Genomic DNA, 22,968 nt, shown 5'->3' with positions numbered 1-22,968 from the left:
GAGAACAGATTTCATCATCTGTCAGTTGTCCGCCGTCATCCGTCGCCTCCCCGACGGGCCGGGCCGTCGGCCTCCCCCGAGAATCCCCCCGAGAAGGTGCAAACGATGTCAGTCGCCGTGCAGGGCGCCACCGGCAAGGGCAGCCGGGAGCGCGAGCAGCGTCCGGGCCTGCTGGAACGCGTCAAGCGCTCCTACGCCAAGCACTGGTACGCCTATGCGATGATCGCCCCGGTCGTCCTGGTGCTCGGCGTGCTGGTGCTCTACCCGCTCGTCGAGGGCATCTGGCTCACCCTCACCGACGCCAACAGCCTCAACGTCGCCCGCACGATCGGCGTCAACGAGATCCCGGCCAGCTACAACTTCGTCGGCTTCCACAACTACGCCGACATCCTGTGGGGCCCCGGCTCGTACGACCGCTTCTGGTCGCACTTCGTCTGGACCATCGCCTGGACGGCGATCTGCGTCTTCCTGCACTACACCCTCGGCCTGGGCCTCGCCCTGCTGCTCAACAAGAAGCTGCGCGGGCGCGCCTTCTACCGGATGATGCTCATCCTGCCCTGGGCCGTGCCCACCTTCGTCACGGTCTTCTCCTGGCGCCTGATGCTCTCCGACGGCGGCGTCGTCAACGGGATCCTCTCCTCCCTGCACCTGCCCGAGCCCGGCTGGCTCACCGACCCGTGGGCGCAGAAGGCGGCCGCGATCCTGGTCAACACCTGGGCCGGCGTGCCGTTCATGATGATCTCGCTGCTCGGCGGCCTGCAGTCGATCCCGGCCGAGCTCTACGAGGCCGCCGAGATGGACGGCGCCACCCCCTGGCAGCGCTTCCGCCACGTCACCATGCCCGGGCTGCGCAGCGTCTCCTCCACCGTCGTCCTGCTCGGCGTGATCTGGACGTTCAACCAGTTCAACGTCATCTTCCTGCTGTTCGGCACCGGTGCGCCCGACGCCCAGCTGCTGGTCACCTGGGCCTACCGCCTCGGCTTCGGCCAGATCCCCCGGGACTACGCGCAGTCCGCCGCGTACGGCGTGATCCTGCTGTCCATCCTGATCGTCTTCACCGCCTTCTACCGGCGCTGGCTCGCCCGCAACGAGCAGGCCAACGGCTGAGGCCCCGGACCCAGTTGACCCACGAAGGCAGGTAACCCCGATGAGCACCACCACCGAACGCCCGGCCCCCGCGGCGACCGCCGCCCCGGCCGCCCGGCCGGCCAAGGTCCGCCGCCGCGGCGAGAGCAGCCCGCTGGTCCGGGCGCTGTCCCACGGCACCCTGATCGTGGCCAGCCTGATCGCGCTGTTCCCGGTCGCGTGGATCCTCTTCGTCTCGCTCGGCCCGGACAAGACCGACTACCTCCACCCGGGCCAGATCTTCGACAAGCTGACGCTGTCGAACTACCAGCACGTGCTGTCCGACACCGACTTCTTCACCTGGTTCGGCAACGCCCTGCTGGTCTCCGGCATCACCACCGTGTTCGGCGTCATGCTCGCCGCCACCACCGGCTACGCCGTCTCCCGGATGAAGTTCCCCGGACACAAGCCGCTGATGTGGTCGCTGCTGGTGACCCAGATGTTCCCGATCGCGGTCCTCATCGTGCCGATGTACACGATGCTCTCCGAACTCGGCCTGCTGGACAGCTACACCGGTCTGATCCTGGTCTACTCGACCACCACCGTGCCGTACTGCGCCTGGCTGCTGAAGGGCTACTTCGACACCATCCCGGTGGAGATCGACGAGGCCGGCCGGGTCGACGGGCTCACCCCGTTCGGCACCTTCTGGCGGCTGGTGCTGCCGCTCGCCCGCCCGGGCCTGGCCGTCGCCGCCTTCTACTCCTTCCTCACCTACTGGGCCGAGGTGCCGTTCGCCTCGACGTTCATGCTCAGCTCGGACAAGTACACGCTGGCCGTCGGCCTGCAGACCTTCGTCAGCGAGCACGACGCCCAGTGGAACCTGATGGCTGCCACCGCCGTGCTGATCGCGATCCCGTCCGCGGCCTTCTTCTACCTGGTGCAGCGCCACCTGGTCACCGGCCTGACCGCCGGTGCCTCCAAGTCGTGACGCCTGCCGCGACACACCTCGCGCGCAAGGCCCCCCGCTCCTCCGATCCCCAAGGGATACCGTCCATGACCCAGAACCTGGCCGACACCTCCCGGCCTGTCGCCGACACCGCTCACGAGGCGGCCACCCCGGCTCCTGCGGCGGGCGGCGTGCACAGAGACTGGTGGCGGGACGCGGTCATCTACCAGGTGTACCCGCGCAGCTTCGCCGACTCCAACGGCGACGGCATGGGCGATCTGCCCGGCATCCGCAGCCGTCTGCCGTACCTGCGCGACCTGGGCGTGGACGCCGTCTGGCTCTCGCCGTTCTACGCCTCGCCGCAGGCGGACGCCGGCTACGACGTCGCCGACTACCGCGCGGTGGACCCGATGTTCGGCACCCTGCTGGACGCCGACGCCCTGATCCGGGACGCCCACGGGCTGGGGCTGCGGATCATCGTCGACCTGGTCCCCAACCACTCCTCGGACCAGCACGAGTGGTTCCAGCGCGCCCTGCGCGAGGGCCCCGACTCCCCGCTGCGCGACCGCTACCACTTCCGTCCCGGCAAGGGCGAGAAGGGCGAACTGCCGCCCAACGACTGGGAGTCCATCTTCGGCGGCCCGGCCTGGACCCGCACCGAGAACCCGGACGGTACCCCCGGCGACTGGTACCTGCACCTGTTCGCCCCCGAGCAGCCCGACTTCAACTGGGAGAACCGCGCCGTCGCCGACGAGTTCCGCTCGATCCTGCGGTTCTGGCTCGACATGGGCGTGGACGGCTTCCGCATCGACGTCGCCCACGGCCTGGTCAAGGCCCCCGGCCTGCCCGACCTCGGCGGCTCCGACCAGCTCAAGCTGCTCGGCAACGACGTCATGCCGTTCTTCGACCAGGACGGCGTGCACGAGATCTACCGCAGCTGGCGCAAGATCCTCGACGAGTACCCGGGCCAGCGGATCGGCGTCGCCGAGGCCTGGACCCCGACCGTCCAGCGCACCGCCAACTACGTCCGCCCCGACGAGCTGCACCAGGCCTTCAACTTCCAGTACCTGGGCACCGATTGGGAGGCCGCCGCGCTGCGCGAGGTGATCGACCTCTCGCTCGACTCGATGCGTCCGGTCGACGCCCCCACCACCTGGGTGCTGTCCAACCACGACGTCACCCGGCACGCCACCCGCTTCGGCAACGAGCCCGGCCTCGGCACCCAGATCCGCACCGCCGGCGACCGCGAGCTCGGCCTGCGCCGCGCCCGCGCCGCCACCCTGCTGATGCTCGCGCTGCCCGGCTCCGCTTACGTCTACCAGGGCGAGGAGCTCGGCCTGCCCGACGTCACCGACCTGCCCGACGAGGTGCGCCAGGACCCGTCGTTCTTCCGCCAGGCCGGACAGGACGGCTACCGCGACGGCTGCCGCGTCCCGATCCCGTGGTCCGGCACCGAGGCCCCGTACGGCTTCGGCCCGGTGGCCGGTGGGCCGTCCTGGCTGCCGCAGCCCGCCGCCTGGGCGGAGTTGAGCGTCGAGGCGCAGACCGGCGACCCGTCCTCCACCCTGGAGCTCTACCGCAGCGCGCTGGCCCTCCGCCGGGCGACGGCCGACCTCGGCGCCGGCACGGAGGTCGAGTGGCTGGACGGCCCCGAGGGCACCCTCGCCTTCCGCCGCGGGTCCTTCGTGTGCACCGTGAACACCACCGGCGAGCCGGTGCGGATCGCGGCCCCGGGCACCCTGCTGCTCGCCTCGGCCGACCTCGTGGTGGACGGCGGCGAGACGGTGCTCGCTCCGGACAGCACCGGCTGGTGGGCGGTCTGACGTGGTTGCAATAGGCTCTGGGACCGTGACTACGGCGCGACTCTCAGACATCGCGGCACAGGCGGGGGTCAGCGAAGCCACCGTCTCCCGCGTGCTCAACGGCAAGGCGAACGTCTCCGCCGCCACCCGGCAGACGGTGTTGGCCGCGCTCGACGTGCTCGGCTACGAGCGTCCGACCCGGCTGCGCCAGCGCAGCGCCGGGCTGATCGGGCTGATCACACCGGAGTTGAGCAATCCGATCTTCCCGGCACTGGCGCAGGTGATCGAGCAGGTGCTCAGCCGGCACGGCTTCACGCCGGTGCTGTGCACCCAGACACCGGGCGGATCCACCGAGGACGAACTGGTGGAGATGCTGGTCGACCGGGGCGTGGCGGGCATCGTCTTCGTCTCCGGACTGCACGCCGACACCACGGCCGACCACGACCGCTACGCGCGACTGGCCGGGCGCGGGGTGCCGTTCGTGCTGATCAACGGCTTCAGCGAGAAGATCGACGCGCCGTTCATCTCGCCGGACGACCGGGCCGCGATGTGGATGGCCGTCCAGCACCTGGCCGAACTCGGCCACGAGCGGATCGGGCTGGCCGTCGGGCAGCGCCGGTACGTGCCCGTGCTGCGCAAGATAGAAGGCTTCACGGCGGCGATGCGGGAGGTGCTCGGGCGCACCCAGGAGGAGGCCGAGAACCTCGTCCACCACACGCTGTTCAGCGTGGAGGGCGGACACGCGGCGGCCGGCGCGCTGCTCGACAAGGGCTGCACGGCGATCGTCTGCGGGAGCGACATGATGGCGCTCGGGGCGATCCGGGCGGTGCGGCAGCGCGGCCTGTCGGTGCCGCAGGACGTGTCGGTGGTCGGGTTCGACGACTCGCCGCTGATCGCCTTCACCGAGCCGCCGTTGACCACGATCCGCCAGCCGGTCGAGGCGATGGCCACGGCGGCGGTGGACGCGCTGCTGGAGGAGGTCGGCGGGAACGCCGTCCAGCGCGGCGAGTTCATGTTCCAGCCGGAGCTGGTGATGCGCGGGTCCACCGGGGCCTGCGCGCGCTGAGCACCGGCCACAGGGCCGAGGGAAGGGCCCCGGAGGACAGTTGCTCTCCGGGGCCCTTCGGCGTGCCTGTGCTCGGTCCTGCTCGGCCCTGCTCGGCAGCGCTCGGCAGATCTCGGCAGATCTCGACTGCGCTCAGCCGTGCTCGGTGTCGGTGGTGCGGTCCTGGGCGAGGCGGTTGCCGTCGGCCGGGTCGCCGGTGCGGGCCTCGGTGCGGCGGCCGCGGGCCAGGTAGTCGCGCAGGACCAGTTCGACGGCGTCCTGCGGGTTCTTGGTACCGGAGAGCATCATCGCGTCGATCGCGAGGTTCGCGTCGAGCGTGACGGTGACCTGGGCCATGTGACTCCTCCTCGGGTGCAGAGCAGCAGCATGCCCGTTCGGGTCCGGTTCCACCACGGGGATACGCCGCGACCCCCGGGGAGGAGCGACCAGACTCTTCCCCGGGGGTGGCGGGTGATCAGTGTTCGGTTGGCGGCCGACGGCTACGGCCCGCGGTCTGCGGACGACGGACGACAGCTGACAGATGTTGAAATCTGTCAGCTGTCAGCTGTCAGCTGCCTGCCGTCAGCCGTCTCGCCGTGCTCAGACCCGGCCGGCGAAGTCCGGGGCCCAGTTGGCGACGGTCTGCTCGCGCACACCCGCGCTCGGGTTGGCGGCCTCGACGTACTTGCCGCCACCGACGTAGATCGCGACGTGGTAGACGCCCGAGTCCTTGCCGTTGTTGGACCAGAACAGCAGGTCGCCCGGCTGCAGGCTGTCCAGCGAGACGTGGGTGCTGGCGGCGGCCTGGTCGGCGGCGACGCGCGGGACGGAGATGCCAGCGGCGCGCAGGGCGGCCTGGGTCAGGCCGGAGCAGTCCCAGCCGCCGTTGCCGGTGCCGCCGTAGACGTACGCCTGGCCGACCTTGGACTCGGCGAAGGCGACCGCGGCGGCCATGCTGCCGCTGGCGGCCGGGGCCTGGGCCGGGGCCTGGGCGGCCGGGGTCTGGGTCTGGGCGACCGGCTTGGCGTTCACGGAACCGCCGTTCGCGGACTGACCGGACTTCTGCGAGCGGTTGAACCAGGTGAAGTCCGAGCCGGACTTGTCCGAGGAGGCGGACTGCTGGGTCTGGCCGTGGTCACCGAAGGTCAGGTGCTGGCCCGGGTAGATGGTGTTCGGGCCGTCGGTCAGGGTGCTGCGGTTGAGCTCGTACAGCCGCTCCCAGCCGCCCTGGACGTTGTGCTTGTCCGCGATCGAGGACAGCCAGTCGCCCTCGACCACGGTGTAGTCGTCGCTCTGGGCGGCCTGCTGGTGCTTCTGGGCCCAGGTGCCGGCGGCGGAGTCGGCGGTGTCCTGGGCGGGCGCGGCCGGCTTGGCGGGCTTGGCCGCCGGGACCGGGGTCTGGGCGGCGGGCTTGGCAGCCGGAGCAGCCGGGGCGGCCGGAGCAGCCGGAGCGGCAGCGGCCGAGGTGTCGACGGCGGCGGGGGTGCCGCCCTTGGTCAGGCCGGCCTTGACGGAGCAGACGGGCCAGGCGCCGGGGCCCTGCGAGGCGAGGACCTTCTCCGCGACGGCGATCTGCTGGTCCTTCGTGGCCAGGTCGGCGCGCGAGGCGTAGGCGGTGCCGCCGAAGGCGGACCAGGTGCTCTGGGTGAACTGGAGGCCGCCGTAGAAGCCGTTGCCGGTGTTGATGCTCCAGTTGCCGCTGCTCTCGCACTGGGCGACCTTGTCCCAGGTCGCGACGGAGGCGGCGGAGGCGGTGCCGGAGACGAGGCACGGGACGGTGAGGCCGACGCCCGCGACGCCGATGGCGGCGATCACGCGGCGGGTGCGGCTGGACAGACGGGTGCCGTTGGTGGGCAGCATGAAGACGCGGTCCTCTCCCACGCCTGCGAGGTGAGCTGTCGGATTCGGGCCGGAGTTGCCCGGCCGCGCGTGAGCGCGGCTTCACCCCTAGCCCTGAACCGTTCCTGGGAGCGGTCCGGGGCGACTTACCTGTGGGTCCCCCGCTCCTGCCGTGGTGCGTTTTCGCGCTGCCAGGACATCCGACGGCAGGACTCGGCGTCGCGGATGAACTGGGTCCGTGTGGTCACGAACGGGGAGCACGTTAAGCAGACTTAAGTTCAAACTGCAAATAGCTGTGACGGGCATCACGGATTAGTGGGAAGTGCCAAATTGGCGGCTAATCATGATCGTAAATGATCGTTTTTCGGCAATGCGATTGCGGATGCCCACAACTGTCTTTGTCTCAGGAATGGCATGACGGTGTGTCGAAGCGCGAAATGGCGCACCGGTCGAACCGGTGGGGCGGACGTGATTCGAGCGCCCCGGAGTGCGCTCGCCATTCCCCGGCAAACAGCAGCAGAACGGACATTCCATTCATTGTTCGCTTAACTCCGGTAACTCCCGTACGCCGCAAGAGCGGGAAAGCGGGCAAAGCGAAGGGCCCGGAACGCAAGTCGTTCCGGGCCCCGTGTGCGCGCCGACGGGCGCGCGGTGTCCGCTACTGTCCGGCAGGCCCCTCGGCGGCCGCGTGGGCGCCACGGGTGCCCTCCACGACCCCCTCGGCCTCGGCGGCGGCCGCCGCCTCCGCCTCGGCCCGCGCCAGCTCCTCCGCGGACGGTGCGGGCAGCGCGGCCAGGTAGGTCGAGGCGATCAGCTGGCCGACGGTCGGGTACGCGCCCAGCGGCGCCGCCGACGGGCAGCCGGTCTCCTCGGCGGCCGCGGCGAGCAGCTCGGAGTCGGCCTCCGGCCCGATCACCAGCGGGGCCAGCGCCGGGCGCTGGGAGCCGGTCTCCTTGAGGTGGTCGACGGCCGCGGCCACCGAGCCGGGCACGTCGAGCGCGGCGGCCACGACCGGCACGGCCAGGCGGGCGGCCAGCAGCACGCCGGTGATGCCGGCCGCGGCGGCGGCGTCCTCGCCGCCGACGGTGGTCAGGACCACGCCGTCCGCGGCGGTCGCGATGGCGAAGAGCCGGGCGCGGTCGGCGCGGGCCAGCCCGGCCTCGGAGAGTCGTACGTGGACGGCCTCGGCGAGCAGCGGGTGCGGGCCGAGCGCGTCGGTGACGGGCGCGCCGTACTCGGCGGCGAGCGCGTGGAGTTCGGGCAGGAAGCCGTGCGGACCGGGCACCAGCGGCACCAGGACGGGCATCGGCAGGCCGGCTTCGGCGGCCGTGGCCAGGAGTTCGGCGACGGTGCGGTCCTCGCCGCCCTCACCCTCGGCGGAGTCGCCGGGGAGGTAGCCGACTGCGGCCTGGACGCCGTTCTGCTCGCTGCGGACGATGGAGAGCAGCTCCTCGACGACCGAGCGGGACTCGGGCCCGGCGGCCGTGGGCACGGCGAGCACCAGGGCCGGCGCGCCGGTCGGAATCTCGGGGCGCTCGGGACGACGATGGCGCCCCCGCGCACGGGAGCCTGGAGTGCGGACGGGCAGTGGCGCGCCCGGAATGGCTGCGGTGCTCATGCCGGAGATCGTAGGACATCTGCCCGTCCGGCCTGCAGTCGGCTGCCGTACGGGTTTCGCGCGGCCGCTGTGCGAACCCGGTGTGTCCGCCGCATCGGGTTCGGGCGGTTTGCCTACAATCCGGACATTCCACACCCAACCCCCGTGCGGGCGCGGCTCATTGCCTGGACGTGCCGGACGGGGTGCGGCGTTGCAGTCGCGGCGCGTGAGATGTCTCACAGCCCGGAGGTCGCCTGACGGAGGGTCACGGCGGTGCGACTCCCGGCATTCGAAGATCAACATTAAGCGGGGGGCCGCTCACGGCCGGTTATCGCGACCCCGGTGATTCAGTCGGCTATGTCCGTTTACGTACCGTCAGGAGAAGGCCCCGTGAAGAGTTCGGGGCTGCGGGTGAAAGGCCTCGTGCACCTGCAATGTCCCGTGCTGATGCACGTGCACTGCAGCTATCATCGCGTCAAGTGAGGCGTTGTGCCGGGCCGGTACGGGGCCGGTCCGTTCGTTCGGCGGTGCCGGGGGCGCCGCGCTGGACGACAACTCCGGAGCTCTTCGGGAGACTTCTATGCACGACTCGCAGAACACGCACGGCTCGCACGACACCTACAACGGGATGGCCGCGGCCGATCTCACGGGGGTGGTCTGGCAGAAGAGCCGGCACAGCAACTCCCAGGGCAACTGCGTCGAGTTCGCGGCCCTGCCGGGCGGCGACGTCGCGATGCGCAACTCGCGCTTCCCGGACGGTCCGGCCCTCATCTACACCCGGGCCGAGATCGCCGCCCTGCTGCTGGGGGCCAAGGACGGGGAGTTCGACCACCTGGCGGTCTGACCAGCCGCCGTGCTTCACCATCGGGGGGCCGTCGTGGGTGCCGACACCGCGACGGCCTTTGTCTTTTCGGTCGTCTCCTCCGACTGCTCCGCCTTCTCCGCCTTCGCCGCCTTCGCCGACCGTACCGGTCGCCGCCGGGGCGAAGCGATGACGGGGCCTGGCGCAGGGGCCCGGGGCGTGGTCCTCCCGGGGCTTCCCTCGACCGGCCGCTCCGTCCGCCGTCCGGCCCGCTGCAGGGCCTGGTGCGGGAAGGCGTTCCGGGTCGACCACTCGACCGACCACCGCCGGACCGGTCCTCCGACCGATCGCCGAGCCGGTCCTCCGACTGATCGCCGAGCGGGTCCTCCGGCCGACCGCCGGGCCGGTTCCTCGGTCGACCGCACGGCGTCGGGAGCTGCTCGCCACGTGCCGCGGGGCGCTAGGCCGAGCGCCGGTGCCGTCCACCGATGTCGACCGGGCCGCCGAGTGCGTCGAGCGCCCCGCGTCCGCCGATCTCCGGGTGTCCGTCCAGCGGTCCGCCCGCCGGCTCCGCCTCGAACAGGGCCCAGACCACCTTGCCGCTGCCCAGCGGGTGCCAGCCCCAGGAGCGGCTGAACGACTCCACCAGGTGCAGCCCGCGGCCGGATTCGGCGACGAAGTCCGCCTCCCGCGCCACCGGGCCCACGCTGCTCGGATCGCTCACCGCGCAGACCACCTGGGGCGCGCGGTGCACGAGGCTTATTCGGATCGGCAGCCGCCCGTCCGGGGTGGTCTGTGTGGGAAAGTCGTACTCGCCCGGGGCACCGCCCGTCGGGTCGGGCCGTGCGCCGATCGCATGCCGGAGCGCGTTGGTCACGAGTTCCGACGCCACCAGCGCCACGTCGTCGAACAGCTCCGTCAGTCCCCAGCGCTGGAGCGTGGTCCGGGCGAAGTCGCGCGCGGTTCTGACGGCTTCGAAGCGAGGAGCGAGCGTACAGGTGACCACATGGGGGTCAACCGCCAAAGCCGTACCGGTGCTCATGAAGAGCTCCTCCCATAAGGGGGCGGACACGGCTGGACCCGCCGGGGTCATGCCGGTCACCTCCGACTCGCTCGGCCGCTCGGCCGCCCCTTCGACCAGACGCACGCGCACTCGAACGCCCGATGACGCGGGGGACGCCGTCGGGCCGGTGCACGGAGTCGCGCGTGGGGTCGACGCGGAGCCCGCGGGATTGCCAGGGATGTGCAGGTGCACGTGCACCATGGTGGTGTGCGCTCACTGCAGATGCAAGAGTCGATTCACGTGCAGTCGCACTATTGGCATATGCAAGCGCCGGATGCACGTGCATCCTGGTGTGCGGAGTGCAGAACTGATAGGAACATCCGTCAGTATCGGCACCGTGAGCGCTCAACTGATGGCAGACTGTGCGCTGTTTGCCCTAGGTGGAGGTTTCGACCGCATGACCACAGTTCAGCCGGGCGGCGGCTCGATGGTCCGCCGGATCCTCCTCGGCTCGCAGTTGCGTCGCCTGCGAGAGGCGCGCGGCATCACCCGCGAGGACGCGGGCTACGCCATCCGCGCCTCCGAGTCCAAGATCAGCCGCATGGAGCTCGGCCGCGTCAGCTTCAAGGAGCGTGACGTCGCCGACCTGCTCAGCCTGTACGGCGTCGACGACGGCATCGAGCGGGAGGCCCTGCTCGGCCTCGTTCGCGAGGCCAACAAGTCCGGTTGGTGGCACAGCTTCAACGACGTGCTGCCGGGCTGGTTCCAGACCTACGTCGGGCTGGAGGAGGCCGCTCAGCTGATCCGCACCTACGAGGTGCAGTTCATCCCCGGGCTGCTGCAGTCCGAGGAGTACGCACGGGCGGTTTTCGGCCAGAGTCGGCCGGTCATCAGCGAGGAGGAGGTCGAACGGCGGGTCAGCCTCCGTCTGCGCCGCCAGAAGCTGCTGACCGAGGGTGCCAGCCCTCGTCTGTGGGCGGTCATCGACGAGGCCGCGCTGCGCCGGCCGGTCGGCGGGCCCAAGGTGATGCGCGGTCAGGTGCAGTACCTGATCGACGTCGCCGAGCAGGCCAACGTGGTGATCCAGGTGATGCCGTTCCGCTTTGGGGCGCACGCCGGGGAGTCCGGCGCGTTCACGATCCTGCGCTTCCCGGAGCAGGACCTCGCGGACGTGGTCTACCTGGAGCAGCTCACCAGCGCGCTCTACCTGGACAAGCGGGACGACGTCGACGCGTACATCCAGGTCATGGAGCGGCTCTGCGTGGACAGCCTCACGCCGGAGCGCACCATAGACCTGCTCGCCTCGATCCTGAAGGAGCGCTGAAACCCCGGGGGCCCGCTCCCTCGCGGAGCCCCCGGCAGCAGACCGAAGTGAGTGAGTGAGTGGCAGGCCGCCCACCCCGCCGTCAACCGCGGGCCGGCGGCCTTTCGCGTTCCGGCGGGTCGGGCTGCGGCGGACTGCCGAGGTGCCAGGCCAGGTCGTAGCGGCGGAAGAGGTCGGCCCGGATCGGGGCGAGCGGGATCTCGGCGCCCGGCAGCAGCACCCCGATGCAGCCCCCCATCAGCGCGCTGCGCAGCACCGCGTGCTCGGCGACCGGGTCCGGCGCGCCCCAGTCCTGCAGCAGTCCCTGCAGGATGGCGCCGAGCTGTTGCTGCTCCGGGTCCTGGACGAAGGCGCCGGTGTCCGGGTCGAGGATCAGCGCCAGGTGCGAGCGCATCACCCGCGGGTGCTCCATCGCCAGCGCGAGGACGGCGTCTATGGCGCGGGCCAGCCGGGCCTCGGGGGAGGAGTCGGGCGCGAGTTCCGCCAGGGCGCCGGACAGTGCCTGGTGCATCATCCGGTGCGTCGCGGACTGCATCAGCAGTCGTTTGCCGTCGAAGTAGTAGGAGACCAGCCCGCGGGCCAGTCCGGCCCGCTCGGCGATGTCGGTCAGTGTCGTGCCCGCGTAACCGCGCTGGTCAACCAGCTCGACGGTGGCCCGCATGATGCGTCGGCGGGAGCGTTGCCGCATCTCCTCGTTGACCGAATCCCCGCGAGGTGCCATCGTGTCTGCTCCGAACGTTCGTTGGCTCCGGGCCAATATACTTGCGAAGCCGACAGCCGCCCCGCGCAACCGTGCCCTGACGGGCGCCGCCCGGGCGGCCGGTACGAAGACGGCCGGCTCCACCAACACGGGGGTTTGGTGGAGCCGGCGCCATTGCCCGACGGCCGGGGGTCGGCCGCGGGCGGGGCTCACGGGATCAGTGCTCGGTCAGGACTTCGGTCCGGGCCGGCGTCGGCCCGACTGACGGATAATCATAGTCAGGCACCGTCGCAGGGGCGGTACTCCGGCGTCGGTCCACCAGCGCTCCGACCGTCGCGACCAGCAGTCCGACCAGTGCGACCGCCGTGACGAACACCAGCGCCGGACGGTATCCGTCCAGCTGGGCCTGCGGGCTGTCGCCGCCGGCGCTGCCGGCCGTGATCATCGCGGTCGCCCCGGCCAGCACCACCGCCGTGCCGACCTGGATCGCGGTGTTCACCAGGCCCGAGGCCAGGCCCTGCTCCTCGTCGGCCACGCCGTCGGTGGCGGCGATGTTCACCGAGGGGAAGGCGAGCGCGAAGCCGACGCCGAGCAGCAGCATCGAGGGCAGCACCAGGGCGACGTAGGAGCTGTGCTCGTCCAGCCGCAGGAAGAGGGCGAAGGCGCCGACCAGGGCGAGCACGCCGATCGGCAGCAGCCGGCCGGTGCCGAAGCGGTCCACGATCGGGCCCATGAACGGCGCGGAGAGGGCGATGAACGCTCCGGCCGGCAGCAGTCCCAGGGCCATCTGCAGGGCCGACCAGCCGAGCAGGTGCTGCAGGTAGAGGGTCACCACGAACTGGAAGCCGCCGTACGCGCCGGTCATCGCGAAGGCGACCAGGTTGGCCCGGGCGACCGAGCCGTTGCGGAAGATCCCGAGCCGGACCAGCGGGTGGGCGGTACGGCTCTCGACCAGCAGGAAGGCGGCGGCCAGCGCGGCGACCGCGACCAGCGAGCCGACCGTGCGCACGCTCAGCCAGCCGGCACCCTGCGCCTCGGTGACGGTGAACACCAGCAGCAGCACGGTCGCGGTGCCGGTGATCGCGCCCAGTACGTCGTAGCCGCCCTTGGCGGGCTCCTCGACCGGGCGGGGGAGCAGGCGGACCGCGAACACCAGGGCGAGCAGCGCGACCGGGACGGGCATCAGGAAGGTCCAGCGCCAGCCGACCGAGGTGAGCAGGCCGCTCAGCACCAGGCCGAGCGAGAAGCCGCTGGCGCCGCAGGTGGTGTAGATCGACAGCGCGCGGTTGCGGGCGGGGCCCTCGGCGAAGGTGGTGGTGATGATCGAGAGGCCGGCCGGGGCGGTGAAGGCGGCGCTGACGCCCTTGAGGAAGCGGGCCGCGATCAGCAGCCCGCCGTCGTCGACCAGGCCGCCGAGCAGCGAGGCGGCGGCGAAGGCACCCAGGGCGACCAGGAAGACCCGGCGGCGGCCGAGCAGGTCGGCGGCGCGGCCGCCGAGCAGCAGCAGGCCGCCGTAGCCGAGCACGTAGCCGGAGACCACCCACTGCAGCGTGGAGGTGGACAGGTGCAGTTCGGAGCCGATGGACGGGAGGGCGACGCCCACCATCGAGACGTCCAGGGCGTCCAGGAACATGGCGGCGCAGAGCACGATCAGGGTGCCCCAGAGGCGGGGAGTCCAGTGCGGCCCGCTGGTTGACGGGGCGTCGGGTGGCGTGACGGTCGCGGTGGTCATGGGGAGGACAGTACATGCGCATGCATTCAATGCAAATGAATTAGATGTGAACGCAATAATTCACGGCGCAGGTGCTAGGGTAGCGGCGTGGCAGAACTCGACTCCCCGGCGGAGGCCGGCCTCGTCGCGCAGTGGCGCGACCTGCTGGCCAGGCACGCTGCGGCCGCCTGCATGCTCGACCGCGAGCTGGGCGACCGGTTCGGGCTGGGCATGAGTGAGTTCGAGGTGCTGGAGCGCCTCGTCGAGGGATGTGACGCCGGTGGCGGCCACGCGCTGCGGGTGAGCGAGTTGGCGCCCACCGTCCACCTGAGCCAGAGTGCGCTCTCCCGGCTGATCGCCCGCCTGGAGAAGGCCGGGCTGGTGACCCGGGCGATGTGCGAGAAGGACCGGCGGGGCATCGTGCTCACCCTCACCGAGGCCGGTCGGGAGCGCTACGAGCAGGCCCGGCCGCTCCACCGTGAGGTGCTGGAACTGACCCTCGGCAACGGGCTCGGCAAGCCCTGCGAAGCCCCGTCGGGCTGATCCGCCGTCACTTTCTCTCCGGCCTGGTCGGCGCGGGTCTGGTCTGGTCGGAGCGGGCGCGGGTCGAATGGGGCTGAGGCGGATCGGGCCCGGGTCGGATCGGGCGGACCGGGCTGTCCGCGCGGGCCCCGGGCGGCTCAGAGGAGGGAGTGCAGCCCCGGGGCGACGGCCAGCAGAACGGCTGCGGCGGGTGCGGCCAGGGCCACCACGGTGAGCCGGAGCCGGTGGGACACCGGGAGTCGTGGACGGCCCGCGAGGAGCCGGTCCACCCGCTTCGGGGACTGCGCCAGACCGGGCGGACAGGAGCCGAACACCCCGCGGTCGAGGTTGAGTTCGGCCAGCGCGAGGGCGGTGGTGTGCCGGCCGTGCCGGCGTGCGGCCCGGTCGTCGGCGGCCAGCTCGACCAGCTCCGCCACCTGGTCCCGGAACGCGCTGAACACGCCGACGCCGGGGAAGCCGGAGGCGAGCGCCTGCGCGAACTGCTGCAGCCAGTGGTGCCGGGCCCGCACGTGCCCGCGCTCATGGCTCAGCACGGCCGCCAGCTCCCGATCGGTCAGCTGCTGGAGGGCGCCGGTGGTGACCACCAGGCGGGAGTTCGGGCCCGGCAGCGACCAGGCCTCCGGGCGGATGTTCTCCAGCACCACCAGCCGCTCCCGGCGGCTCCGGGCGGTCTCGATCGACTCGGGCAACTCCGGTGCACGGGTGGCGAGTTGTGCGTGACGCCGGTCGCGCAGTGCCTTGGCCGTACGGACCTCGCGGGTGAGCGCCAGCACCGTCTGGACGCCCCCGGCCGCCAGTACCGCGGCGCACAGTCGGCCCCAGCCCTCGGCGTCCTGCAGTCCGTACGCGGCCTCCACGCCGTGCGGCGCGCCCGAGAACACCAGCGCGCGCAGCTCCGGCAGGGCGGCGGAGGCGGCCAGCAGCAGGCCCAGTGCGCAGCACAGCAGCACCGCCACCACGAGGCACTGCCACACCAGCAGGGCCAGCACCGGTTCGCGCTCCACCCAGCCGGCCCGGGCCAGTAGCCGGGGCGCGACGGTCGAGAGCAGCAGTCCGAGCAGCAACAGGCCGATCAGGGCAGTCATCGCATGGGCTCCCCGAGTACGCACGGAACGCGACAGCGCGCTCCCTGCCAACCTATGTGCCGGCGACGCCCGGTGGAACGGCTTTCGACGGGCCAGTGACCAACGCCACGCGCGCGACGGGGTCTTGGCGCGGGCGGGCGGGCGGGCGGGTAGGCGTCACATGGTCAGGAGCATGGCGAACATGCCGATGCCCATGGTGAGCCGGCAGGCCTGGGGGAGTCCCGCGGTGCCGACGGCGAGGGTGCCGGCCGGGGTGCGCAGCAGCCGGCTGCCGGCCCAGACGGCGTACCCGCCGAAGTAGAGGAGGAGGCTGCCGGTCAGCAGCGGCACGCCCAGGCCGCCCTGGTGGTGCTGGTGGCCGGGGGGCCCGGCCATCGCGAGGGCCGTGTACGTCATGGCGAGCGCGCCGACGGCGTGGTGCAGCCGGTGGCCCCGGCCGGCCGGGGCGTGGGCGGCGGCGAGCAGGAAGGCCGCGGCGGGGAGGCCGAACAGCGAAGCCCAGACGGCGGCCGGGACGGTGGCGCCGGTGACGGCCATCGCGGCCATGCCGAGTCCCATCAGGGCTTCGGCGGCGTCGGACTCCCGGGCGCGCGGGCGGTGCGTGCCCGATGCGCAGGGGGCGGGGGAGTGGCGCAGTCTGACCAGGCAGGTGGCGCCGGCCGTGGCGGTGAGGAGGGCGAGCAGCCAGTTGACCAGGGTGGGTCCGTGCAACGGCGGCCTCCCGGGGCGGCGGGCGGCGGAGGGCGGCGAACGACGAACAGCGGTCGGCGAACAGATGACAGCTGACAGATTTCAACATCTGTCAGCTGTCGGCTGTCATCCGTTCGTCGTTCCTCGCCGCCGTTCGCCGCCCCCGTCCGCGGTGACGGTCGTCCCGTCCACGATCACCGGAGTCACCTCGGTGCGGCCAGGGCGCGTACGGGGGCGCACGGTTGTGACCGTCGTTGCGAAGCTCCTGGCCGCGCACCCCCGCCGGCTGCCCGGCTTCAGCCCTGGAGCCGCCCCGAGGCGACCACCCGGCTGAGGAACTGCCGGGTCCGCTCCTCCCGCGGATCGCCGAACACCTGCTCCGGCGGACCCTGTTCGAGCACCACCCCGTCGTCCAGGAAGCAGACCTGGTCGGCGACCTCCCGCGCGAACCCCATCTCGTGGGTGGAGAGGACCATCGTCATCCCCTGCTCCTTGAGGTCCCGCACCACCGAGAGCACCTCCCCGACCAGCACCGGGTCGAGCGCCGCCGTGATCTCGTCCAGGAGCAGCAGCCGCGGCCCGGTGGCCAGCGCCCGCACGATGGCGACGCGCTGCTGCTGCCCGCCGGAGAGCCGGTCCGGGTACTCCTTCGCCTTGGCCACGAGCCCGAGCCGGTCGAGCAACTCCAGCGCCCGCGCCTCGGCCTCGGCCCGCGCGACCCCGTGCACCCGGCGCGGCGCGAGCGTGATGTTCTCCAGCACGGTCATGTGCGGGAACAGGTTGTAGGACTGGAACACCACCCCGATCCGGCGCCGCACGGCGTCCTCGTCCGCGCGCGGATCGGTGATCTCCTCGCCGTCCAGGAAGATCGCGCCGTCGTCGATGCCCTCCAGCAGGTTGACGCACCGCATCAGCGTGGACTTCCCGGAGCCGGAGGCCCCGATCAACGCCGTCACCGAGTGCTCGGGCACGGCGAGGTCCACGTCGCGCAGCACCACGTGGGCGCCGAAGGTCTTGCGCACCGACTCCAGCCGCAGCACCTGCGCCGTCACACCGCACCTCCCTGGAACTGCCGACGGTTCATCCGCGCGGTCAGCCAGTCGGCGAACCGGGTCAGCGGAACGGTCAGCACGATGAACACCAGACCCGCCAGCAGGTACGGCGTGAAGTTGAAGGACCGGGACGCGATGATCTTCGCGGCGTACACCGCGTCGATCGCACCGCCGATGGACACCAGTCCGGTGTCCTTCTGCAGGCTCACCAGGTTGTTGAGCAGCGGCGGGACCACCCGCCGGACCGCCTGCGGCAGCACCACGTACCGCATCGCCTGCGCATTGGTGAGCCCCAGCGACCGCGCCGCGGCCCGCTGGCTCGGGTGCACCGATTCGATCCCGGAGCGGAACACCTCCGACACGTACGCCGAGTACGTCAGCACCAGCGCGGCCCCGCCCAGCAGCAGGGGATCGGTGGTGACCCCGGTCAGCCGCAGCGCCGGCACCCCGGTGATCATCACCAGCAGGCAGATGATCATCGGCAGCCCGAGGAAGAAGTCCACGTACGCGGTGGCCAGCAGCCGCACCGGCAGGAAGACCGGCCCGCGCAGCGTCCGCAGCACCGCGAGCAGCAGGCCGAACACCAGGATCAGCACCCCGCAGCCGAGCATCAGCTCCAGGTTCACCCGCAGCCCCTTCAGCACCTCGGGCAGCGCCTGGCGCGCGTAGTCGAGGTTGAAGAAGGTCCGTCGGGTCACCTGCCAGCCGGGGGAGTTGACGATCAGCAGGTAGAGCGCGACCGCCGTCGCGAGGGTCGAGGCCGCGGCGATCAGCGCCGACCGGCGGGCCCGGGCGCGCCGGTACGCCTCGTGCGCGAGGCGCCGCTCGGACGGGCGGTACCCGTCGTCCCCTTCCCCGTCCACGGGCTTCGCGAGCTCCAAGGCTCCGGTCGCCGTCGCGTCCCCGGCCGTGCCGGGGCTGGTGTCAGCGCTCACTTCAGCACCGGTGCCGAGACGGCGTCGGAGAGCCACTGCTTCTCCAGCTTCGCCAGCGTGCCGTCCGAGCGCAGCGCGTCCACGGCCTGCGACACGCAGCCGGTCAGTTTGGAGCCCTTGTCCAGGACCAGGCCGAACTGCTCGCCCCGCGAGGCCGCCTCGAACTGGCCCACCACCTGCGCCTCCGGCACCTCGGCGCCGGTGATGTAGAAGGCGGTCGGCAGGTCCACCACCAGGGCCTCGACCTGGCCGTTCTTCAGCGCGGCCTTGGCCAGGTCGTTGGAGTCGAAGACGGCCGGCTGGCCGGTCGGCTTGATGGTGTTGGTGATGGTGTCCAGGCTGGTGGTGCCGATCTGCGCGCCGAGCTTGGCGCCCTTGAGGTCGGCGATGCTCTTCGCGCCCGCCGCCTTGGAGTTCTTCAGCGCGATGACGGCCTGGCGCACGTCGTAGTAGCCGGAGGAGAAGTCCACCGCCTGCTTGCGCTCGTCGCTGATCGACACCTGGTTGATGTCGAAGTCGAACTCCTTGGCTCCCGGCGCGGTGGCCTTGCCGAACGGCGCGACCACCCAGCTGACCTTGGACGTCGGGTATCCCAGCTTCTCCGCCACCGCGTAGGCCACGGCCGACTCGAAGCCCTTGCCGTTCTCCGGCTTGTCCTCGGAGAACCAGGGGTCGTAGGCGGGCTTGTCGGTGCCGATGGTCAGCGTCCCGGCCGTGCGCGTCGCCAGCGCCCCCGGCGCGCAGCCCGCCGCCGTGCCGCCCGTGCCCGGGGCACCGGAGGCGGCGTCGGACTTCGAGTCCTGCGGCGCGCACGCGCTCAGCGTGGCTGCGGCGGCCACCAGCGCGGCGAGGGACAGTACGGCGGACGGCTTGCGGAGGGTCATGGCGGGACTCCAGAGGAAGGACCGGGCAGGACGGGGGGAGGGGCAGGCAGGACGGGCGGGAGGAGCGGGGCGGAACGGGTACGACGGGCGGGACGAACGGCCGGGACGGCAGGGCGTGGCGGGGCGGGCGGGTTCCCGGCGGGTCACTTCCCCGGTGGCGGCGCCGGAACACACACGGCATGGTCGGCGTACGGGCCCATGTCCGCGGTGCCCCCGAGCCGGATCCGCCGCGGCCGGGTCGACGGCAGCCGGACAGCGGCCGGAGGCCGGCTCAACAGCAGCGGCAACAGCGGCGGCGGAGACCGCGCGCGCGACACCGACGGCAACAGCAGCCGTGTCGACGGGTGGGCACCCGGAACGGGCTGTCGTGGCGTACGGCCACCGTGATCACCGCCGGGAACATGCCGGGAGGTTCGCATCAGAACGGCGCATCTGTCCAGAACATCCAGATCAGTGTCCACATGTCGGACAACCGCCTTCCCGCACAGGATTTCGGGCCGGAGCGGCCGGGCGCCGCAGCTTTGCCGGTCCGGACCCCCTTGAACGGGAGAACCTTTCGTACTTATGGTGTCCCCGTTGAAATAACTCCTGTCGAAGTGAGTCCACGATGCAGAATCTTTCGCCAAGGCTCGCTGCGGCGGCCGACGCCCCGGTCTCGACCCTCGCCGGCCACCCGGCCTGGCTGCGCCTGAAGGAGGCCGTCGAGACGCTGCGCCCGCTGCAGTCCAAGGACGGCTCGATCGACCTGGCCGCCGTCCAGCGGCACACCGTCGACCCGCTGGTCGCCACCGTCCGCGCCGCCGTCGAGGAGCTCGCCCCGAACTTCCCGCACGACGCCGCGTACCTCACCGCCGTCGACGCGGACCTCGCCAAGTGGGCCGACACCGGCTACCGCGAGCCCGACTTCCTCGACTCGCTGCTCGCCTTCCAGCCCGCCGACCAGCGCGAGGACGGCCTGGAGCACCTCGTCGTCTTCCCGATGTACACCCAGAACGGCAACCCGAACCGCAACCTGGAAGCCGTCCTGCTGCGCGTCGTGTGGCCCGACTGGCTGGCCGAGCTGGAGCGCACCCGCTTCGACAACCCGATGTTCGTGCCGATCACCTTCACCGACTTCACGGCCGGCTACGACACCAACTCCGCCGTCCTCTTCCCCGAGACGGTGTCCGTGCGCAAGGCGCCGGAACGTTTCACCTGGGGTGGCATCTTCTGCGACCGCGAGGCCGCCCGCTTCCGCGCCGTCTCCACCAGCGCCGTCCAGCAGCTCGGCCTGGAGATCCCGGCCGACGCCGAGGGCCTGCTCCAGGACCAGCAGCGCGCGCAGGAGACCTTCGTCCTGTGGGACCTGGTCCACGACCGCACCCACAGCCACGGCGACCTGCCGTTCGACCCCTTCATGATCAAGCAGCGCAGCCCGTTCTGGATGTACGGCCTGGAGGAGCTCCGCTGCGACCTCACCACCTTCAAGGAGGCGGTGCAGCTGGAGTCCGAGGGCAACCCGCACGCCCGCGACGTCCAGTACGCCGTCCTCTTCGACCGCATGTTCCGCTTCCCGGTCAGCGGTGACCGCGTGCGCAACTACGACGGCCTCGGCGGCCAGCTGCTTTTCGCGTACCTGCACAAGCACGGCGCGCTGAGCTGGCGCGACAACCGCCTCTCCATCGACTGGGAGCGCGCCCCGCAGGTCACCAACGCGCTCTGCGCCGACATCGAGAAGCTGTACCGCGACGGCATCGACCGGCCCAAGCCGGCCCACTGGATCGCCGCCTACGAGCTGGTCTCCCAGTACCTCACCCCGCACCCCGCCTCCACCTGGGCGAAGGGCCCGGAGGCCCTGCCGCTCGACATCACCGACGGCAAGGCCCTCAACAAGGCCCTGTGCGACGCCGTGCTCCCGGACGAGTTCCCGCTGAGCATGTTCTACGAGGCCCTCAACAAGAAGCTGAGCGGCGTCATCGCCTCCACCACCGGCATCACCGGCAACACCATCCAGGGAGCCGCAGCGTGACCACCTCCACCAACGCGCCGCTGGCCGGCAAGGTCATCGCCGTCGCCGGAGCCAGCGGCCCCGCCGGCCGGGCCGTGCTGCGCCGCCTCGCCGCCGACGGCGCCACCGTGATCGGTGCCGACATCGACGCCCAGCGCCTGGAGTCCGCCCTGGACGCCACCCGGGTGGCGGTGCGCGGAGCCAAGATCAGCGGCCAGGTCATCGACCTGCTCGACCCGCAGGAGGTCCACGACTGGGCCGACCACCTGGAGTCGGAGCACGGTCACGTCGACGGCCTCATCCACCTGGTCGGCGGCTGGCGCGGCAGCAAGACCTTCTTCGACAGCCGACTGGACGACTGGGACTTCCTGCACGACACCGTCGTGCGCACCCTCCAGCACACCTCGCTGGCGTTCCAGCCCGCGCTGGTCCGCAGCGAGTCCGGCCGCTACGCGATGATCTCCGCCTCGGCCGCGCACAAGCCCACGGCCGGCGGTGCCGCCTACGCTGCGGCCAAGGCCGCCACCGAGGCGTGGACCCTCGCCATGGCCGACTCCTTCAAGAAGGAGACCACCGCCCCGGACGGCGAGCCCACCGCGGCGGCTGCGATCCTGGTGATCAAGGCGTTGGTCAGTCCCGAGATGCGGGCCGAGAAGCCGGAGGCGAAGTTCGCCGGCTTCACCGACACCTCGGACCTCGCCGATCACCTGGCGGGCCTCTGGGACCGCCCCGCAGCAGAACTGAACGGACAGCACCTGTGGCTGACAGCCCGATGACCGACCTCACCCGTACGGACGCGGTACGGCGGCACGACCCCGCCGTCCGCGGCTTCGCCAGCGACAACTACGCCGGCGTGCACCCGGAGGTCCTGGCCGCGATCGCCCTCGCCAACGGCGGCCACCAGGTCGCCTACGGCGAGGACGACTACACGGCCCACCTCCAGGACGTCTTCCGCCGCCACTTCGGCGAGACCGCCGAGGCGTACCCCGTCTTCAACGGCACCGGCGCCAACGTGGTCGCCCTCCAGTCGCTGCTCCCGCGCTGGGGCGCGGTGGTCTGCGCCGAGACCGCCCACATCCACGTGGACGAAGGCGGCGCCCCGGAGAAGATGGGCGGCATCAAGCTGCTCACCATCCCCACCCCGGACGGCAAGCTCACCCCCGAGCTGCTCGACCAGCAGGCCTGGGGCTACGGCGACGAGCACCGCGCGCAGCCGCTCGCGGTCTCCATCACCCAGAGCACCGAGCTCGGCACCCTCTACACCGCCGAGGAGATCCGCGCGATCACCGAGCACGCCCACGAGCTGGGCATGCTCGTCCACGTCGACGGCTCGCGCCTGGCCAACGCCGCCGCGTCGCTCGGCCAGCCGCTGCGCGCCTTCACGACCGACGTGGGCGTCGACGTGCTGTCCTTCGGCGGGACGAAGAACGGCCTGCTGTTCGGCGAGGTCGTGGTGGTGCTCAACCCCGAGCGGGTCCGCAACATCAAGTACCTCCGCAAGACCTCGATGCAGCTGGCCTCGAAGATGCGCTTCGTGTCGGTCCAGTTCGAGGCCCTGCTCTCCGGCGACCTCTACCTGCGCAACGCCGGCCACGCGAACGCGATGGCCAGCCGCCTGGAGGCCGCCGTCCGCGGCATCGACGGCGTCGAGATCGTCCGCCCGGTCCAGGCGAACGCGGTCTTCGCGATCCTCCCGCGCGAGGTGAGCGAGCGGCTGCAGAAGCGTTACCGCTTCTACTTCTGGAACGAGCACACCGGCGAGGTGCGCTGGATGTGCTCCTTCGACACCACGGAGGCCGACATCGACGCCTTCGCGGCGGCCATCGCCGAGGAGATGGGCCGCGCCTGACGGTGCTCGACCGACGGATCGCCCCCGCCCGGACTCCCGGGCGGGGGCGATTTGCATGTGGTGGGCCGGTCCCCGTACAGTTCCGGAGTCGCCGCGGGAGACCGGGGTG

At 71.6% G+C, this 22,968-nt stretch carries 21 protein-coding genes and 1 riboswitch; of the genes, 10 read left to right on the top strand and 11 right to left on the bottom strand.

What is annotated here, in order from left to right; all coding sequences use genetic code 11:
• Positions 1–105 precede the first annotated feature (105 nt).
• From ACIRST_RS35945 to ACIRST_RS35930, 4 genes are all read left to right on the top strand, one after another.
• Positions 106–1,107: a sugar ABC transporter permease gene (locus ACIRST_RS35945; protein WP_350524256.1), complete on the top strand. Its 1,002-nt coding sequence runs from the start codon at positions 106–108 to the stop codon at positions 1,105–1,107.
• Between the two features lie 40 nt (positions 1,108–1,147).
• Positions 1,148–2,053 (top strand): carbohydrate ABC transporter permease, encoded by a 906-nt coding sequence (locus tag ACIRST_RS35940; RefSeq protein ID WP_350524257.1) that lies wholly within the window; start codon positions 1,148–1,150, stop codon positions 2,051–2,053.
• A 65-nt stretch (positions 2,054–2,118) separates the two neighbouring features.
• On the top strand, positions 2,119–3,834 hold the full coding sequence (locus ACIRST_RS35935) for a glycoside hydrolase family 13 protein (protein WP_350524258.1): 1,716 nt from the start codon (positions 2,119–2,121) through the stop codon (positions 3,832–3,834).
• A gap of 25 nt (positions 3,835–3,859) precedes the next feature.
• Positions 3,860–4,879, top strand: coding sequence for a LacI family DNA-binding transcriptional regulator (locus ACIRST_RS35930; protein ID WP_350524259.1), 1,020 nt, complete (start codon positions 3,860–3,862; stop codon positions 4,877–4,879).
• Between the two features lie 132 nt (positions 4,880–5,011).
• On the opposite strand, the gene ACIRST_RS35925 is transcribed toward ACIRST_RS35930, so the two are convergent.
• The 3 genes from ACIRST_RS35925 to ACIRST_RS35915 all read right to left on the bottom strand — a co-directional run bounded on the left by ACIRST_RS35925 (position 5,012) and on the right by ACIRST_RS35915 (position 8,315).
• Complete coding sequence (locus ACIRST_RS35925) at positions 5,012–5,215, bottom strand: hypothetical protein (protein ID WP_396553451.1); 204 nt, start codon at positions 5,213–5,215, stop codon at positions 5,012–5,014.
• 243 nt (positions 5,216–5,458) lie between these two features.
• Positions 5,459–6,739: a transglycosylase family protein gene (locus ACIRST_RS35920; protein WP_402807840.1), complete on the bottom strand. Its 1,281-nt coding sequence runs from the start codon at positions 6,737–6,739 to the stop codon at positions 5,459–5,461.
• Positions 6,726–6,885: riboswitch (cyclic di-AMP (ydaO/yuaA leader) on the bottom strand. (Overlaps the previous gene by 14 nt.)
• 470 nt (positions 6,886–7,355) lie before the next feature.
• The gene (locus ACIRST_RS35915) at positions 7,356–8,315 is read right to left on the bottom strand and encodes a hypothetical protein (RefSeq protein WP_350524262.1); all 960 of its coding nucleotides are present in this window, start codon (positions 8,313–8,315) and stop codon (positions 7,356–7,358) included.
• Between the two features lie 559 nt (positions 8,316–8,874).
• On the opposite strand from ACIRST_RS35915, the gene ACIRST_RS35910 reads away from it, so the two are divergent.
• Positions 8,875–9,138 (top strand): DUF397 domain-containing protein, encoded by a 264-nt coding sequence (locus ACIRST_RS35910; protein WP_350524263.1) that lies wholly within the window; start codon positions 8,875–8,877, stop codon positions 9,136–9,138.
• 418 nt (positions 9,139–9,556) lie between these two features.
• On the opposite strand, the gene ACIRST_RS35905 is transcribed toward ACIRST_RS35910, so the two are convergent.
• Positions 9,557–10,138 (bottom strand): ATP-binding protein, encoded by a 582-nt coding sequence (locus tag ACIRST_RS35905; RefSeq protein ID WP_402807837.1) that lies wholly within the window; start codon positions 10,136–10,138, stop codon positions 9,557–9,559.
• Between the two features lie 418 nt (positions 10,139–10,556).
• On the opposite strand from ACIRST_RS35905, the gene ACIRST_RS35900 reads away from it, so the two are divergent.
• Entirely contained in the window at positions 10,557–11,423 is an 867-nt protein-coding gene (locus tag ACIRST_RS35900) for a helix-turn-helix transcriptional regulator (RefSeq protein ID WP_350524265.1), read from the top strand.
• Between the two features lie 82 nt (positions 11,424–11,505).
• On the opposite strand, the gene ACIRST_RS35895 is transcribed toward ACIRST_RS35900, so the two are convergent.
• Both ACIRST_RS35895 and ACIRST_RS35890 read right to left on the bottom strand, forming a co-directional pair.
• Positions 11,506–12,111 (bottom strand): TetR family transcriptional regulator, encoded by a 606-nt coding sequence (locus tag ACIRST_RS35895; RefSeq protein ID WP_350524266.1) that lies wholly within the window; start codon positions 12,109–12,111, stop codon positions 11,506–11,508.
• A gap of 229 nt (positions 12,112–12,340) precedes the next feature.
• On the bottom strand, positions 12,341–13,855 hold the full coding sequence (locus ACIRST_RS35890; protein WP_350524267.1) for an MFS transporter: 1,515 nt from the start codon (positions 13,853–13,855) through the stop codon (positions 12,341–12,343).
• 87 nt (positions 13,856–13,942) lie between these two features.
• On the opposite strand from ACIRST_RS35890, the gene ACIRST_RS35885 reads away from it, so the two are divergent.
• Positions 13,943–14,377, top strand: a complete 435-nt coding sequence (locus tag ACIRST_RS35885; RefSeq protein ID WP_402807832.1) for a MarR family winged helix-turn-helix transcriptional regulator — start codon at positions 13,943–13,945, stop codon at positions 14,375–14,377.
• Positions 14,378–14,514: 137 nt separating this feature from the next.
• Here the strand turns inward: ACIRST_RS35885 and ACIRST_RS35880 are convergent, their stop codons facing one another.
• From ACIRST_RS35880 to ACIRST_RS35860, 5 genes are all read right to left on the bottom strand, one after another.
• Positions 14,515–15,462, bottom strand: coding sequence for a M56 family metallopeptidase (locus ACIRST_RS35880; protein WP_350524269.1), 948 nt, complete (start codon positions 15,460–15,462; stop codon positions 14,515–14,517).
• Positions 15,463–15,618: 156 nt separating this feature from the next.
• Entirely contained in the window at positions 15,619–16,173 is a 555-nt protein-coding gene (locus tag ACIRST_RS35875) for a DUF5134 domain-containing protein (RefSeq protein ID WP_402807829.1), read from the bottom strand.
• A 275-nt stretch (positions 16,174–16,448) separates the two neighbouring features.
• Positions 16,449–17,204: an amino acid ABC transporter ATP-binding protein gene (locus ACIRST_RS35870; protein ID WP_402807826.1), complete on the bottom strand. Its 756-nt coding sequence runs from the start codon at positions 17,202–17,204 to the stop codon at positions 16,449–16,451.
• The gene (locus ACIRST_RS35865; RefSeq protein ID WP_402807898.1) at positions 17,201–18,067 is read right to left on the bottom strand and encodes an amino acid ABC transporter permease; all 867 of its coding nucleotides are present in this window, start codon (positions 18,065–18,067) and stop codon (positions 17,201–17,203) included. The genes ACIRST_RS35870 and ACIRST_RS35865 overlap by 4 nt, the downstream gene beginning before the upstream one ends.
• A 68-nt stretch (positions 18,068–18,135) precedes the next feature.
• Entirely contained in the window at positions 18,136–19,023 is an 888-nt protein-coding gene (locus tag ACIRST_RS35860; RefSeq protein ID WP_396553462.1) for an ABC transporter substrate-binding protein, read from the bottom strand.
• Positions 19,024–19,630: 607 nt separating this feature from the next.
• Here ACIRST_RS35860 and ACIRST_RS35855 point away from each other — a divergent pair.
• From ACIRST_RS35855 to ACIRST_RS35845, 3 genes are read left to right on the top strand one after another with little or no spacing between them, the layout of a single operon-like run.
• Positions 19,631–21,031 (top strand): DUF6421 family protein, encoded by a 1,401-nt coding sequence (locus tag ACIRST_RS35855; protein WP_350524273.1) that lies wholly within the window; start codon positions 19,631–19,633, stop codon positions 21,029–21,031.
• Positions 21,028–21,786, top strand: coding sequence for an SDR family NAD(P)-dependent oxidoreductase (locus tag ACIRST_RS35850; RefSeq protein ID WP_350524274.1), 759 nt, complete (start codon positions 21,028–21,030; stop codon positions 21,784–21,786). The genes ACIRST_RS35855 and ACIRST_RS35850 overlap by 4 nt, the downstream gene beginning before the upstream one ends.
• Positions 21,783–22,859: a low specificity L-threonine aldolase gene (locus tag ACIRST_RS35845; protein WP_350524284.1), complete on the top strand. Its 1,077-nt coding sequence runs from the start codon at positions 21,783–21,785 to the stop codon at positions 22,857–22,859. Before ACIRST_RS35850 ends, ACIRST_RS35845 begins: the two co-directional genes overlap by 4 nt.
• Positions 22,860–22,968: the final 109 nt, after the last annotated feature.

The organism is Kitasatospora sp. NPDC101447, assembly GCF_044767225.1.
Lineage (GTDB): Bacteria > Actinomycetota > Actinomycetes > Streptomycetales > Streptomycetaceae > Kitasatospora.
Note: the sequence above shows the minus strand (reverse complement) of the source record. Positions and strands in the feature narration are given on the sequence as shown.